Here is a 15017-nt window from a genome sequence, read left to right as displayed (position 1 = left end):
GCGCCGGGATATCCCAGCGCAAAGGAGGCACCAATGTCCTATAATCTGACAGGAAAACATCTGATTGCCGGCCAGTGGGTGGCGGGCGAGCAGACCTTCCAGTCCGAACCGGCCCATGGTCCGGCCAATACGTTCCCGGTCGGCACCCCGGCCATGGTCGATCAGGCTGCCAAGGCCGCCGAGGAAGCATTCTGGTCCTATGGCTATTCCACCCGTGAAGAGCGCGCCAGGTTCCTGAATAAAATTGCCGATGAGATCGATGCCCGTGGTGCGGAAATCACCGAAATCGGTACCCAGGAAACCGGCCTGCCCGAAGCGCGCCTGAATGGTGAACGTGGTCGTACCGTCGGCCAGCTTCGCCTGTTTGCCAGCCATATCCTTGCCGGTGATTATCTTGACCGCCGTCATGACGAAGCGCTTCCGGATCGCGCACCCCTGCCGCGCCCGGACCTGCGTTTGATGCAGCGCCCGATTGGCCCGGTGGCGGTGTTCGGTGCGTCCAACTTCCCACTGGCCTTCTCGGTTGCTGGTGGTGATACCGCCGCCGCCCTTGCGGCTGGCTGCTCGGTTGTCGTCAAGGGGCATTCGGCCCATCCGGGAACCGGTGAGATTGTCGCACAGGCGATTGATGTTGCGGTCAAGGCATGTGGCATTCATCCCGGCGTGTTCAGCCTTATTCAGGGTGGCAAGCGCGATGTCGGCCAGAGCCTTGTGCAGCATCCGCTGATCAAGGCGGTCGGCTTTACTGGGTCGCTGGGCGGTGGTCGTGCGTTGTTCGATCTGTGCGCGCAGCGTCCGGAGCCGATCCCGTTCTTTGGCGAGTTGGGCTCGGTCAACCCGATGTTCCTGCTGCCCAAGGCCATGAGTGCCCGCACCGAAGAACTCGCCAAGGGCTGGGTCGGGTCGCTGACCATGGGGGCAGGGCAGTTCTGCACCAATCCGGGGATTGCGGTTGTTCTGGATGGTCCGGATGCCGATGCATTTGTCGAAACCGCCAGGGCGGGCCTTGGCGACGTGGCAGCGCAGACCATGCTGACCGATGGCATGGCCGATGCCTATCGTAGTGGGGCGAAACGCATTGCCGCGACATCGGGTGTCAAGGAAGTCCTGACCACGTCATGTGATCTTCGCAATGCGACGCCGTATCTGTTTGAAACGACCGGTGAAAACTGGCTGGCCAATCATGTGCTGGGTGAGGAAGTCTTTGGCCCGCTTGGCCTGATCGTCCGGGTCAGGGACATTGCCGAAATGCAGGCAATTGCCAAGGCGCTTGAAGGTCAACTGACCTGCACGATCCATATGGATGGCGGGGATGCGGCGGATGCGCGTTCGTTGCTGCCGATTTTGGAACGCAAGGCGGGGCGTATTCTGGCCAACGGCTTCCCGACCGGGGTCGAGGTTTCCGACACCATGGTGCATGGCGGACCATATCCGGCATCGACGAATTTCGGGGCGACATCGGTTGGTACCCTGTCGATCCGTCGCTTCCTGCGTCCGGTCTGCTATCAGAACATCCCCACCGATGTCCTGCCGGCTGATCTGGCCTGATCGCATGTCATTGATTTGCCGGGGTGATCGGACCCCGGCGCACCTACGGAGTTCATATAATGAGCGATTATGTCCTTGGCGACGCAACGCGCGAGAAGCTTAAGAAAGTCAGCACGGCCTCGCTTTGCACGGCCCTTTTCAAACGTGGCCTGCGCAATCAGTTTATTCAGGATGTCGGCCCGGTTGCGCCAAAAGGTGAAAACATGGTCGGGCAGGCTTATACCCTGCGTTATATTCCGGCCCGCGAAGACCGCAACCCGATCGAGGTTTTCCGCGATCCAAACCATCCGCAGCGTATTGCGGTTGAACAATGCCCAGCTGGTCACGTTCTGGTGATGGATAGCCGCAAGGACGCGCGCGCTGCGTCTGCCGGATCGATCCTCGTGACCCGCCTGATGAAGCGCGGCGTTGTTGGTATCGTTACCGATGGTGGTTTCCGTGATGCCGAAGGCATTGGCAAACTTGATATCCATGCCTATCACAACCGCCCGTCGGCGCCGACCAACCTGACCCTGCACGAGGCTTATGACCTCAACGTCCCGATCGGGTGTGGCGATGCGCCGGTTTTCCCGGGAGATGTTCTGGTTGGGGATAAGGATGGCGTTGTTGTCATTCCGGCCCATCTTGCCGACGAGCTGGCCGAAGAATGCGCAGGCATGGAGAGCTTCGAGGACTTCGTTCTTGAAGAAGTTCTGGCCGGCAAGCCGATCATCGGCCTTTATCCGGCGACCAAGGACGAAACCAAAGCCAATTATGAGGCATGGCGCAAAAAAACGGGTCGCTGATCCCGTTATGCTTTGCTGAATATCGTGTAAAGCCGCCCGTTTCGGGCGGCTTTTTGCATTTCGGTTTCAGGTGATCGATCCGGTCAGTTTGCCGGTGGATTGGCAAACATGCTTTCGTCATGGCGCAAAAGGCTTTGGCCGATTGCACCCTGCAACGCCAGATCCTTATCCCAGGGCAGGTGGATGATCTTTGGTCCGTTGCGAAGCTCGGGTACCTGTGCCTCGCGAAGGCCGCGTTCGATTTCGGGTTCCATCAGATCATAGGCGCGTGCGCCGGAACCGGTAATCAGGATGCGTTCCGGTCCCAGAAGGGCGATCAGATTGGCAATACCATATCCCAGTACCTTTCCGGCGTGGCGGAACAGATCGGCAAGGTCGTCGTGGCCGTCACGCGCCCGTCTGACCAGATCCATCATCTGTTTTTCACTGGGATGCAGACTGTTGGGATCGGGCAGGTCAATAAGGCCGCTGGCATCACGCAAAATGGCGTAATCCCCGATATAGGCTTCAATACAACCGCGTCGCCCGCAATTGCAAAGCGGCCCGTCGGGCTGGTATTTCATATGGCCAAATTCGGCGGCCGCGCCAAAATGCCCGTTATAGACCGTCCCGTTCAGGACAAGCCCCATACCGACACCATAGCCCAGCATGATCACGGCAAAATCGCCATTGCCGCCAAGATCGTTATTCTGGGTAATTGCGGTCGCAATACAGTTGGCATCGTTTGACATCTGGACAATCCCGCCAAAGCGTTCGCGTAACGGTTTGGTAATCGCGATGTGACGATTGCGAAGGGCTGGTGACCAGATAATTTCGCCGCTGTTGCTGTCGGCGACACCCTGTATGGCGATGCCGATCCCGATGGGCGGGTTTGGCGCGATATCGCGGTTATCGGTAATGAAATGATCAATCAGATCGTAAAGTGTCGTCACCAGCGATATTTCATCAAGATCGCGGGTATTGATGCTGTGCTGGATGCTGCGTTCAATCTCGCCCTTGAAATTGCCCAACGCGATTTCAACAAGATTGATGGTCAGTTTGACACCAATCACACTGGCTGCAGAGGGAACAAGATCAAGCAGAACCTTGGGGCGGCCACGTGTAGCGCTTTGGCTGCCATTACCATTTGCGCCGTTTGGTGTGCCCTGGGTTTCCTTGACCAGCCCCTGTGCAATCAGATCGGCGGTCAGCGAGGTAACGGTTGCCGGGCTTAATCCAGTGGCATTACCGATATCGATCCGTGCAGCCGGGCCATGGATACGCAGAAAGCGCAGAATGGCAATCTGGGACGGTTGGCGCGGAGTATCGTGATCGGTTCTACGGCTCATGGGCGGGGCCTGTTATTCTGCAAGGCGGGACCGGAACCGGGAGAAAACCGGGCTCCGGATAAGGGCATGTTTTTTACCGCTTTGGCAAGCTGGTGATGCACCGGGTTAAAGCAATCCGCGCGCGGCCAGATTGGTCATCAATGCCGTGATGCCAAAGGTCCAGGGCGCAATTGCGTCTGACCGATCGACCTGATTGCAAAGTTTGCCAAGGCAAGGGGTCGAAATGGTGACAAGGTCGCCCATTTCATGGGTAAAGCCCTTGCCCTTGCCGCCACGATCATCGGTGGGCGCAAACATCGTACCCAGAAACAGCATGAAGCCATCCGGATATTGATGATGTTTGCCGCATGCCTGTGCGGCGAGGCTTTCGGGTGAACGACTGATCTGGCTCATGGAGGAGCCAGCATCAAGGTGATAGCCATCCTGTCCGTCGACCGCCATTTTAAGATCGGCCTGCTTGACGGTTTCAAGCGTGAAATTACCATCAAAAATGCGGATGAACGGTCCGATGGCGCAGGAGCCGTTATTGTCCTTTGCCTTGCCCAGAAGCAATGCTGAGCGGCCTTCGACGTCGCGCAGGTTGACATCGTTGCCAAGGGTCGCACCGATGATTTTGCCCTTTGAGCTGACGGCGAGAACGACTTCGGGTTCCGGGTTGTTCCAGTTTGAAATCGGATGCAGGCCAACATGCGCGCCATGACCCACGGCCGACATCGGCGGGGATTTGGTGAAGATTTCCGCATCCGGGCCAATGCCGACTTCAAGATATTGCGACCATGCGCCTTTGCCGATCAGGACTTCCTTGATGTCCGCGGCTTTTTTCGATCCCGGTTCGATCTGTGACAGGTCATCGCCGATAATGCCGGTGATTTCGGTGCGGATCAGGTCGGCCTTGCTGGCGTCGCCGCGCGCCTGTTCTTCGATCACACGTTCCAGAAGGCTTGCGACAAAGGTGACACCGCTGGCCTTGATCGCCTGAAGATCATTGGGGCTGAGCAGATGCAAGGTTTGCGATCCTGCACCGGGCATGGATGCGGCAACAATGTCATCCAGGGTGCCGACCAGCGGGAAACCCGACGGGTTACGAAGCTGGGACACCAAGTCCTCGCGTTCGAGAAGCTGGCTGATCGTCGGGGCCAGTTTGCTGATATCGCGAAGGTTTCCCTGATCGACAACGACCGGGGTCGGGCCGGAAACGCGTGGATCCCAGACGCGACCAACCAAGATGGCATTGCCATGATCGTCGGGCAGAATATCGCGGGCGGTATTCGGAAAGTCGATAGTCATTCGGGAGCCTCTTTGTTCGGGGCGTTGGTGGCACCCGGCCCGGCCAGATGCATAAGATGTTCGGGCATTTTACCCAGAATGATCATGCCCAGAACATCGTCATGGGTGACATCCTTGGTCGGGACGGTGCCGACCAGCTTGCCGTTCTTCATAACATGCAAACGATCAGACAAATCAAACACATCATGAAGATCGTGACTGATCAACAAAATACCGAGCCCGTCACGTTTAAGCTGGGCAATCAGTTCGCCGACCATGCGGGTTTCATGAACGCCAAGTGCCGCGCAGGGTTCATCCATGATCAGGACGCGGGCTTCGAACAAAAGCGCGCGCGCAATCGCGACCGATTGGCGTTGCCCGCCCGAAAGGGCCGAAACCGGTGATGTGAATTTATGGAAATTCGGGTTCAGGCGATGCAGGACTTCGCGGGCTTTGTGTTCCATTGCCGCGTCATCCAGAAAGCCGAGCCTGTCGACGATTTCGCGACCCAGAAACAGGTTCTGTGCGGCGTCCAGATTGTCGGCAAGGGCCAGGTTCTGATAGATGGTTTCGATATTGTTGTCACGGGCATCGCGGGCGTTTTCAATCTTGGCTTCGCGGCCATCGACGATGATCTGGCCTGTATCGGCCTTATATGCGCCCGAAAGCACCTTGATCAGGGTTGATTTGCCTGCACCATTATGGCCAAGCACGCCAACCACTTCGCCGGGATAAAGATCGATGGAAACCCCGTCGACCGCCTTGACCCCGCCAAAGCTGATATGAATGTCGCGCATTTCGACCAGCGGGTTTTGACCGGTTTTGATATCGTTCATATCCCTATGCTCCTAGCTGGTCGGGGCGCTATAGCGACGGTGGAAATATTTGTCGCTGAACACGGCAAGGACAAGCACAAGGCCGATGACGATGCTTTGCAGCGATGTATCAACGCCCAGAAGCGCCATACCGCTTTGCAGGCTTTGCATCACTAGGGCGCCAATCAGCGCACCGTAAATGGTGCCAACACCGCCCGCCAGCGACGTGCCGCCAATCACAACCGCAGCAATCACGCGCAATTCGTCAAGCGTGCCAAGATCGTTGCCCGCCGATTGCAGGCGTGCCGAGGAAATCGCCGCACTGATCGCGCACAGGACACCCATCAGGGCAAAGACCGCAACCGTCATGCGTTTGACATTGATCCCGGCCAGTTCGGCTGCCTGCGGGTTGCCGCCCATGGCAAAGACATAGCGCCCGAACCGGGTGCGTTTGGCAACGATGGTCAGCACGATGGCGACCAGTGCCACAATCAGAAGCGGGATCGGAATGCCGTGCGAAATCACAAGGTTTTCTGCCGTTACCGGAATGCCGCGATCCTCAAGAATACGTTCGGCGGCGCGTTCGGGCAGGTGATAGGCATTTAGCGTGATGATCGCCACCAGAACCAGCCCGGCCTTGATCAGTGTATTGGTATATTCCGCCCAGATCGGTTTGACCGGGAACTGGAAGGAAAGCCTGCGGCGGCGTTCCATGATCGCGGCATAGATGATCGCGACAATCGCAATCGCGGCCACGATCCAGCTCCATGTGGCGCCAATCGTGCCTTCGATCCCGCCGCCAAGCAGCATGAAATTGTGATCGAGAGGAGCAACGGTACGCCCCTGTGTGACCCACCATGCCGCCCCGCGCCAGACCAGGAGCCCGCCCAGGGTTACGATAAAGGCCGGAACGCCAAGATAGCCAACGGCAAGCCCCTGAACGCCACCAATTGCAGCCCCGACGACCAAGCCGACAAGCAGGGTGATGATCCAAGTCATCGGATGATTGTATTCAAGGAATTGCGGCAGGAAGTCGGTTTGCACCACACCCATGATCATCGCCAGAACACCCAGCATCGCACCGACCGAAAGATCGATATGGCGGGTGACGATAATCAGGACCATCCCGCAGGCCATCACGGCAACAGAGGCGGTCTGGACCGACAGGTTAAAGATGTTTCGCGGGGTGATGAAGCGGCCGCCGGATGCGATATCAAAGCCGATCCAGATAACCAGAAGCACAACGGCGAGCCCCACAAGGCGGCGGTCGACTTCCATCTTGGCAAGTAGTCTTGTCATGTAAAATGCTCGTCAGGCAGCGGGGCCGGTCGAAAGGGTGCGGCCGGCCCCGGGGTTTAACAAGGTCGGAGGGAGGAAACCTGCCTAGTTACAGGCAGCGACCTTGCCGCTTTCAACCCCTTTGCAGACGACGTCTTTCGATACCCAGCCTGCTTCAATCACAAGATCAAGTTTGTTCTGGGTGATCGCCACCGGATCAAGGAAGTAGGATTTCATGGTGACGCCGTTCGGGCTGTTCCAGTCCTGGGTGCCTTCGACATCGCCAAGTTTTGCACCTTTTGCCAGCTCAACCGCGATTTCGGCTGCGCGCTGTCCCAGAAGGCGGGCATCTTTCCAGACCGAAACCGTCTGGGTGCCAAGAGCAACACGGTTAAGTGCGGCGTGATCACCATCCTGACCGGAAACCGGGATGCCCTGCATGCCCTGTGCCGAGAGGGCGGCAACCACGCCGCCAGCAGTGCCATCGTTCGAGGCGACAACGGCATCAACCTTGTTATCGGCAGCGGTCAGGAACTGTTCCATGTTGCGCTGGGCGATGGCTGGCTGCCAGCTATCGGTATAAGCTTCGCCGACGACTTTGATGTCGCCGCTATCGATAGCGGCCTGAAGGATTTCAAGCTGGCCTTCATGCAGGATATTGGCGTTCGGGTCGGTCGGTGCGCCCTTGATGAAGACGTAATTGCCTTTCGGCTGTTCGGCAAACACGGCTTCGGCCTGAAGACGGCCGACTTCCTTGTTGTTGAACGTAATGTAATAGGCGTTCGGGTCTTCGATCAGGCGGTCGTAGCCAACCACCGGAATGCCTTCATTGATCGCCTGTGTGACTGCAGCACCAATGGATGAGGAATCCTGTGCCAGAACGATAAGGGCATCTGCGCCACGCGAAATCAGGCTTTCGATATCGGAAAGCTGTTTGGACGGAGAGCTTTGGGCATCGGCACTGATATATTGTGCGCCAACTGCTTCAAGCGCCTTCACAATGGCGGCTTCGTCGGTTTTCCAGCGTTCTTCCTGGAAGTTCGACCAACTGACACCAACGATCAGATCGTCGGCAAAGGCGTTGGCGGAAAACAGCACGGCACCGGCCAGTGCGACCGAGGAGAGGAGTTTTTTCATCTGTTTCTTCCCTGAATGATATGTGTCTTGCAGTGACATTTATTTTTGTTGTCGAAAAAATGTTGACGCCTTCGATCCGTCCTGTCAAATTTTTTTTAATGAACAAATTAAAAATCTCGCTTTTCAGGCTCAAATCCATCATTGAACCGCACATTTGGTTGATTTTATGTGGATTTGAGTTGGTGCAGTGCAGCATTTAATTTGATAGTGAAAAATAAAAGATGAAAACAAGTCAGGGAACGTCATGACAGCGAGTTATCACGACATACAGGGCAAATCGGTTCTTGTGACCGGTGGCGCATCGGGCATTGGCGCTTCTATCGTCCGGGCTTTTTGTGTGCAGGGGGCGCGGGTCGGTTTTTTTGATATCGATGATGCTGCTGCGGCAAAACTGTGTGCCGAAATCGAACGCGATCTGGATGTGCGTCCGCATTACATGTCACTTGATCTGCGCGATCAGGCCCGGATTCCCAAGGCCGTTACCGAAATGGCATCGAAAATCGGCGTGATTGATGTGCTGGTCAATAATGCCGCGCGTGATGATCGCCACAGCCCCGAAGAAACCGGGCCGGATGAATGGCGTGACAAGCTTGATGTCAATCTGTCACACCAGTTTTTCTGTTCGCGTGCTGTGGCAAAGGGCATGGCTGAGAAGGGCCGGGGCAGCATCATTAATTTCAGTTCGGTAAGTTATTTGATGGGGCTGCCCGATCTGGTCGGTTATGAAACGGCCAAAGCCGGTGTGGTTGGCATGACGCGCGCACTGGCGCGTGATTGGGGTGCTGATGGTATTCGGGTCAATACGGTCATTCCGGGCTGTATCATTACCCAGCGACAGCTTGACCTTTGGATCAGCCCGGAAGATGAAGAGCGCATTCAGTCCGAACAATGCATCAAGCGTCGACTTGTCGGGGATGATGTTGCACAGATGGTGCTTTTCCTCGCATCTGACGTGTCATCGGCATGTTCGTCACAAAGCTTTATCGTCGACGGCGGACTTGTCTGATAGTCTGCCCAGAACGAAGTAACGTTACGCCATAATCGCCAGTATTCCGCAGCCCCGATATCCCGCAGTCAGAGTCGATCATGCCCCAATCCCGATCCATCCCCAATGCCATCACCATTGATGAAAAAGCCAATCCCTATCGCGACTGTATTCAGGGGTTGGCCAATCAGCCGATTACGGTTGTCCGTCTTTTGCGTGATGCGGTGAATGAAAACCCGGTTGTTGCCAGCGATCGGAAATTTGCGGTGCCCGAAATCCGCGATGTTGTCGGGCGGCTGGTGGAAAACCGGCCACGCATTGCGATTATCGGCGGCGCACCGGATCATCCTGCGCATTTGCTGGATCGGCCACAGGCCTTGATGGCGGCCATTCGTATCTGGGAAATGGGCGGGGTGCCGTTCCTGTTTCATGTACCGGTAATCTGCGATGGCACGGCGCAAAACAATATCGGCCAAAGTTATTCGCTTGCGTCACGCAACCATACGGCAGCGGCGGTCAATATTACCTTTGAAGGCCACAGTTATCATGCGGCTTATGTGATTGCCGGGTGCGACAAATCACCCGCCGCCGTTGTGGCCGGTTTGGCGGCGGCCGATCAGGCGCGGAAATATCGCGGTGATCAGGCCCCGGTTTGGGCGGTATTTGCCCCGTCCCACGTGCTGAAGGGGGGCGAAATTCCCGACGGCACCCGCCGGTTGCTTGATAAAATTGCTGATGACGCGGATCGTGCCGGGCATGATGACCTTGGTTCCGACATTCGTGAAAACATGCGCTATATCCTGCAATGCACATCGGATGAAGCCTTTGCCGGGTTGCTGGATCGTGCGCGGTTGCTGGGCATTATCGATGGCAAGATGGAACGCCGGGTTCTTGATGAGCTTGCCGGGGCGACCTGTGATTCCAAGGGGGGAATTTGCGCCTTTAACGGTACGGGCAATTCATCGCGGACGATGCTGGCAGCCTTTGGCCTGACACCACCCGAACTGGAGTTGCTGACCGATGTGCCGCCCTATGCAGCGGTGGCGGCAGGGATTGATGCGCTGTTTGGGGTGTTTAACAAGCCCGAATATGCGATCAGCAATCTGTTGAAACGCAACTTTGCCAATTTCGTCCGCATTCATAATGCCACGGGGTCAAGCAGCAACATGCTGCTGCATTTGCCCTTCATGATGCGCTATGCCGGGTTTGATGTGACGATTGATGATTATCAGGATGTGCGTCTTAAAACGCCGGTGCCGGAAATCTTTGCCCATAGCCTGACCGAAAACCGCGATACCTTTGTTCTGGCGCAGCAAATGGCCGAAGGCAAAAACCGCGGCATGGAAAGCATTTATCGGGTGCTTGCTGATCTAGGTGTGGCGATGGATTTGGATGCGCCGACCGTGCTTGGCAAAACATGGGGCGAACGGATTGCCGATCTTGAAAATCCCGTTGATCTGTCGCTGGGCGATAAGTCGGTTATCCGGGCAATACCGGTGCGCAAGCGGTCCGGTGTTGATGTTCTGACCGGCAGTTTCTTTGAAAATTGTGCGGTCAAGACATCGGGTATGAGCGACCATCTGATCGAACATTTCGACAATCACGTTTTCATCGTGCGCTATTACGAAAACGAGCATGTCTGCAACGCCGATTTTGCGTCGCCCGATCTGGTGACGCGTTTGATTGAAACCGATGGTGTGGACGAAGAACTGATTGCTGCCGTGGTCCGGCGCAATGGCGGCAACCGGGTTGATATGGATGCGCCCAAGGACATGCTGGCACAGGGGCATTTGTCCTTTGCCTTTGTCATTGGCGGGCAGGGGCCGGAAGCCTACGGCATGCCGGAAATGTTTTCGCCGTCACAGAACCTGCGCCACCATCGCATTCTTGAAGCATCCAGTATGCTGATCACCGATGGCCGTTATTCCGGCGTGACCAAGGGGGCCTGTATTGGTCATATGGTCCCGGAAGCATTTTCTGGTGGTGGCATCGGTCATTTGCGCGATGGCGATGTGCTGCGCCTTGATCTGACGAAAAATACGCTTGACTGGCTGGATCGTGACGCGTTCCTTGCCGGGACCGAAACCGTCGGAAGCCCGATTGATCTGGCGGATCGTGCACCGTTATTTGCCGAACGGCAAAAACGCATGGCCGCCCGTCAATACGATATCGCGGCCAGTAACGTGATGGATCATGTATCGAACGCGGCACGCGGGATTGTGCCCGGTGTGGTGGACCGCCGTGCGGTCAATCCGTGGCGAAACTGATACTCGCCTGACGATCAAATCCAGTGTCATACTTGCGATCCTGTGCCGCCCGGCTTTCGCCAAGCAGGATTGCGGTTGCGCATAATCCTGCCCCGAAAAGGATCAGGACATGACCTATATGGTGCGAAAGATTTTCAAAACGCATCATCTGTTTCCCTGTCTGGTGGTTGGTATCAGGCGGCTGAGGTATCCGGTGCCGGGCTGGTTTGGGCATTGGCCGGGGTGGCGTCGCCGCCCAGTGCCTGATAGAGCGTGATCAGATTGGTAATGCGATCAAGCTGGTTGGCCAGAACGGATTCTTCGGCCGTGCGTCTGGTTTCCTGCGCGTCCAGCCAATCCTGCATGGCGACTGCCCCTGATCGGAAACGGGTTTCATAAATCCGTTCGGCATTTCGTGCGGCGTCAAGCGCGGCTTCAAGCCGGGCAGCACGACGATCATACTGTGTGCGGGCCGAAAGAGCGTTTTCAACGTCGCTCATAGCTTCGTAGGCTGTCTGACGGAATTCGGCGACAGCCTGTTCATATTCGGCCTCGGATACCTTGATGTTGAGCTGCCCCTCGTTCCAGTTCAGGAACGGGAGGGCAAGGCTTGCGCCCAGCGTGCCGATTGGATTTTGCAAGAGGTTGCGCAACTGATCGCTGCTGGTGCCCAGATCGCCTGTCAGGGTCAGGGTTGGCAGCAAACTGGTTTTGACCGAATTCAAATCCGAAACGCTCTCCTTCAGGCGCAATTCCGCCGCCCGAACATCGGGCCGGCGCGACAGCAATTCGGATGGTAATCCAGCGGCCACATCGGGCAGGGCATCTGATGGCAATGTCGCGCGCGGGATTGCAATATCGCCCGGTGGGCGGTCAAACAGGATCGATAGGGCGTTTTTGGTTTCAGTCAGACTTTGTTCGATCTGGGTATAATCGGCCAACTGGCTTTCAAGGTTCTGGCGGGCTTCGAACAGTTCCAGCGATGATGTCGAACCGGACGCATACTGAACATCCACCAGATCAAGGGTTTGCTGAGCATAATCGATGCTGGCCTGTGCAATATCCAGTCGCTGCTGATAATAGACAGCCTGCCAATAAAGGGTGGCGGTGGTGCCGATCAGCGATAATGCCGTGCTTTCACGATCTTCAAGGGTCGCCAGTGCTTCCCAGCGGGCGGCGTCGTAATCATGGCCGAGCTTGCCCCAAAGATCGAGTTCGTAACTGATTCCCGCATTGGTGCCAAAGCTTCGCGTGCTGCCGTTATCCTCGTCCAGATCGCGCGAAACCGACGCATCCGCACCACCGGAAAAATCTGGATACAGGTCATCTTCGGCGAGGCCCGCAGTCAGTTGTGCCTTGCGAACCTTGATGGTGGCGGCAGCGAGATCGTTATTGCGTTCAAGTGCTCGGGCGATAAGTGCGTCAAGCTGGTCATCGCCGAAATTTTGCCACCAGTCTTGCGTGGCGGCGATGTCGGATGCGCGGCTGTTGTCCGATGTGGTGGCAGATCCGTTCCAGCTGTTTTCCGCCGCAATATCCGGACGGGAGTATCGTGTTTCGGTCAGGTTGCTGCATCCTGCGAGTGCAATCATCGACAGGATGGTTCCGGTTTTTAAAATCCGTGTGATCATTTTTGTATTCTCCGTCAATCGCGCGACAGGGCGTCGACCGGATCAAGCCGGGCGGCATTGCGGGCAGGCAGAAAGCCGAATGAAATTCCGATCAATGTGGCGCAGGCAAAAGCCGCGACAATCGAGGTTGTCGAATAGACCATTGAAAACGAGCTTCCCATCGCATCGAACAGAACCCCGATGCCAAGGGCTGTCAGAACGCCAAGCGCCCCGCCAAGGATACAGACCAGAACCGCCTCGATCAGGAATTGCCGAAGAATGTCGCTTTGACGTGCGCCGACCGCCATCCGTACCCCGATTTCACCGGTGCGTTCGGTAACCGACACCAGCATGATATTCATCACGCCAATGCCACCAACAATCAGGGAAATCACAGCAATCGACGAAATCAGAAGCGTCATGGTGCTGGTGGTCTTTTCGATGGTTTCACGGATGGTGTCGGTATTGATCGTGAAAAAGTCTTTCACGCCGTGTCGCCGGGTCAGAAGGGTTTCGATGTTCTGTTGCGCCAATGCGGTTTGGACTGCGTCATCAATACGGACGGTGATGCTGCTTAGGTAATTCTGGCCGAGAATTCGGGTCAGTGCGGTGGTGTAGGGAACCCAGATGTTCAGGCTGTCATTATTGCCAAATGTGCTGTCCTTTGGCGCGGTGACACCAATGATGCGTACCGGGACAGTGCCAAGGAAAATCACCTGCCCCAGCGGGTCTTCGCCATTGGGAAACAGCTTTTCGCGCGTATTGTCGTCAATGACCGCATCCTGGCTGCGTTTGTCGACGGCAAGGCTGTTAAACCAGATGCCATCGGCCATTTCATAGCCGCGCACCCGATAATAATCGGTGCCGACACCGGCAACAGTGGCATCCACTTCAATATTGCCATACCGCAGGGTGACGGTGCTTGAAACACGGGGGGTGACGCTGTCGACATAGTACTGGGTCGACAGCACATCGGCATCGGCCGCAGTCAATGTCCTGATCTGACTGGCATCGCGATCACCAAAATCCTTGCCGCGATTGACATCAATCGTATTGGTCGCGATTGAACTGATATCGGCAAGGATGCGATCCTGCGATCCTTGGCCAAGGGCTACGACCGACACCACCGATGCGATCCCGATAATGATGCCCAGCATCGTCAGAAAGGTCCGCAACCGGTGAGCATTCATCGCCACCAGCGCCATTTTGAATGCCTCGGTAAACCGGTCGATTTCGGCCCGAATGCGTGATGACCGATGGGTATGGTTTTCGACCTTTTTACCGGGACCGGATTGTATGAAGGCCTGCGTCTGGCGTTCATCACGGATGATTTCGCCGTCACGGATTTCAATGATGCGTTCGGCATGGGCGGCAACATCATGATCATGGGTGACCAGAATGACCGTATGGCCATCGCGATGCAGGTTGCGCAGCAGTTCAAGCGTCTGTGCACCGCTTTGGCTATCGAGTGCACCGGTTGGTTCATCGGCCAGAATGACGTCGCCGCCATTCATCAGGGCGCGCGCAATACTGACACGTTGCTGCTGCCCGCCGGAAAGCTGGCTGGGGCGGTGATGAATGCGGTCGCCAAGCCCGACACGGGTCAAGATATCCATTGCCCGGTCACGCCGTGTTTCGGCATCAAACCCGGCATAGATCGACGGGACTTCGACATTGCCAAGCGCGCTTAAATCCGACAGCAGATGATAGCGCTGAAAGATAAAGCCGAAATATTCGCGCCGAAGGGCGGCCAGTTCATCGGGTTCCAGATTGCCTGTCAGGCGGCCATTAACCCGGTATTCCCCGCCGGTCGGTCGGTCAAGACAGCCCAGAATATTCATCAGGGTCGATTTACCCGACCCGGAAGCGCCAATGATCGCAACCATTTCGCCGCGTTCAATCGTCAGGTTGACGCCCTTTAGCACGGCAATGCGATCCTCGCCCGTCGGGTAGTGCCGCCACAGATCGCGGATTTCGATCAGCGGGGTTTTGTGAGTGTTGCTCCCTATCTGGTTCATG

Annotated in this window: 12 protein-coding genes; 4 read left to right on the top strand and 8 right to left on the bottom strand. The window is 56.5% G+C overall.

What is annotated here, in order from left to right; translation table 11 throughout:
• The first annotated feature begins 33 nt into the window (after positions 1–33).
• Both J7395_RS17215 and J7395_RS17210 read left to right on the top strand, forming a co-directional pair.
• Positions 34–1548 (top strand): aldehyde dehydrogenase (NADP(+)), encoded by a 1515-nt coding sequence (locus J7395_RS17215; protein WP_209222677.1) that lies wholly within the window; start codon positions 34–36, stop codon positions 1546–1548.
• 59 nt (positions 1549–1607) lie between these two features.
• Positions 1608–2333: a ribonuclease activity regulator RraA gene (locus J7395_RS17210; protein WP_062959041.1), complete on the top strand. Its 726-nt coding sequence runs from the start codon at positions 1608–1610 to the stop codon at positions 2331–2333.
• An 83-nt stretch (positions 2334–2416) separates the two neighbouring features.
• Here J7395_RS17210 and J7395_RS17205 read toward each other — a convergent pair whose 3' ends face one another.
• The 5 genes from J7395_RS17205 to xylF all read right to left on the bottom strand — a co-directional run bounded on the left by J7395_RS17205 (position 2417) and on the right by xylF (position 8157).
• Entirely contained in the window at positions 2417–3661 is a 1245-nt protein-coding gene (locus J7395_RS17205; protein WP_209222675.1) for an ROK family transcriptional regulator, read from the bottom strand.
• A gap of 105 nt (positions 3662–3766) precedes the next feature.
• Positions 3767–4948 (bottom strand): fumarylacetoacetate hydrolase family protein, encoded by a 1182-nt coding sequence (locus tag J7395_RS17200; RefSeq protein WP_209222673.1) that lies wholly within the window; start codon positions 4946–4948, stop codon positions 3767–3769.
• Positions 4945–5763, bottom strand: coding sequence for an ATP-binding cassette domain-containing protein (locus J7395_RS17195; protein ID WP_170954231.1), 819 nt, complete (start codon positions 5761–5763; stop codon positions 4945–4947). Before J7395_RS17195 ends, J7395_RS17200 begins: the two co-directional genes overlap by 4 nt.
• A gap of 12 nt (positions 5764–5775) precedes the next feature.
• Complete coding sequence (locus J7395_RS17190) at positions 5776–7041, bottom strand: sugar ABC transporter permease (protein ID WP_209222671.1); 1266 nt, start codon at positions 7039–7041, stop codon at positions 5776–5778.
• An 84-nt stretch (positions 7042–7125) separates the two neighbouring features.
• Entirely contained in the window at positions 7126–8157 is a 1032-nt protein-coding gene (gene xylF, locus J7395_RS17185) for a D-xylose ABC transporter substrate-binding protein (RefSeq protein WP_209222669.1), read from the bottom strand.
• Between the two features lie 244 nt (positions 8158–8401).
• On the opposite strand from xylF, the gene J7395_RS17180 reads away from it, so the two are divergent.
• Both J7395_RS17180 and J7395_RS17175 read left to right on the top strand, forming a co-directional pair.
• On the top strand, positions 8402–9163 hold the full coding sequence (locus J7395_RS17180; protein WP_209222667.1) for an SDR family NAD(P)-dependent oxidoreductase: 762 nt from the start codon (positions 8402–8404) through the stop codon (positions 9161–9163).
• A gap of 80 nt (positions 9164–9243) precedes the next feature.
• Positions 9244–11409 carry a dihydroxy-acid dehydratase gene (locus tag J7395_RS17175; RefSeq protein ID WP_209222665.1) on the top strand — a complete coding sequence of 722 codons (2166 nt, stop codon included), beginning with the start codon at positions 9244–9246 and terminating at the stop codon, positions 11407–11409.
• Here J7395_RS17175 and J7395_RS17170 read toward each other — a convergent pair.
• Genes J7395_RS17170 through J7395_RS17160 form a run of 3 tightly spaced genes read right to left on the bottom strand, consistent with a single transcriptional unit; the run spans position 11390 to position 15016 of the window.
• Entirely contained in the window at positions 11390–11557 is a 168-nt protein-coding gene (locus J7395_RS17170) for a hypothetical protein (RefSeq protein WP_156484580.1), read from the bottom strand. The genes J7395_RS17175 and J7395_RS17170 overlap by 20 nt on opposite strands.
• 25 nt (positions 11558–11582) lie before the next feature.
• Positions 11583–13019, bottom strand: a complete 1437-nt coding sequence (locus tag J7395_RS17165; protein WP_209222663.1) for an efflux transporter outer membrane subunit — start codon at positions 13017–13019, stop codon at positions 11583–11585.
• A 14-nt stretch (positions 13020–13033) separates the two neighbouring features.
• Positions 13034–15016, bottom strand: a complete 1983-nt coding sequence (locus J7395_RS17160; RefSeq protein ID WP_209222661.1) for a MacB family efflux pump subunit — start codon at positions 15014–15016, stop codon at positions 13034–13036.
• Position 15017 lies beyond the last annotated feature (1 nt).

This window comes from Thalassospira sp. A3_1 (genome assembly GCF_017744215.1).
Taxonomy (GTDB): Bacteria; Pseudomonadota; Alphaproteobacteria; order Rhodospirillales; family Thalassospiraceae; genus Thalassospira; species Thalassospira lucentensis_A.
The sequence above is the reverse complement of the archived record's forward strand: the minus strand, read 5'-3'. Positions and strand labels throughout refer to the sequence as shown.

Bases quoted from the DNA above. Each gene is read 5' to 3' on its own strand.
- J7395_RS17180 (WP_209222667.1), top strand. From the start codon at position 8,402: ATGACAGCGAGTTATCACGACATACAGGGCAAATCGGTTCTTGTGACC.
- J7395_RS17190 (WP_209222671.1), bottom strand. From the start codon at position 7,041: ATGACAAGACTACTTGCCAAGATGGAAGTCGACCGCCGCCTTGTGGGG.
- J7395_RS17175 (WP_209222665.1), top strand. From the start codon at position 9,244: ATGCCCCAATCCCGATCCATCCCCAATGCCATCACCATTGATGAAAAA.
- J7395_RS17195 (WP_170954231.1), bottom strand. From the start codon at position 5,763: ATGAACGATATCAAAACCGGTCAAAACCCGCTGGTCGAAATGCGCGAC.
- J7395_RS17210 (WP_062959041.1), top strand. From the start codon at position 1,608: ATGAGCGATTATGTCCTTGGCGACGCAACGCGCGAGAAGCTTAAGAAA.
- J7395_RS17200 (WP_209222673.1), bottom strand. From the start codon at position 4,948: ATGACTATCGACTTTCCGAATACCGCCCGCGATATTCTGCCCGACGAT.
- J7395_RS17170 (WP_156484580.1), bottom strand. From the start codon at position 11,557: ATGATGCGTTTTGAAAATCTTTCGCACCATATAGGTCATGTCCTGATC.
- J7395_RS17205 (WP_209222675.1), bottom strand. From the start codon at position 3,661: ATGAGCCGTAGAACCGATCACGATACTCCGCGCCAACCGTCCCAGATT.
- J7395_RS17215 (WP_209222677.1), top strand. From the start codon at position 34: ATGTCCTATAATCTGACAGGAAAACATCTGATTGCCGGCCAGTGGGTG.
- xylF (WP_209222669.1), bottom strand. From the start codon at position 8,157: ATGAAAAAACTCCTCTCCTCGGTCGCACTGGCCGGTGCCGTGCTGTTT.
- J7395_RS17160 (WP_209222661.1), bottom strand. From the start codon at position 15,016: ATGAACCAGATAGGGAGCAACACTCACAAAACCCCGCTGATCGAAATC.
- J7395_RS17165 (WP_209222663.1), bottom strand. From the start codon at position 13,019: ATGATCACACGGATTTTAAAAACCGGAACCATCCTGTCGATGATTGCA.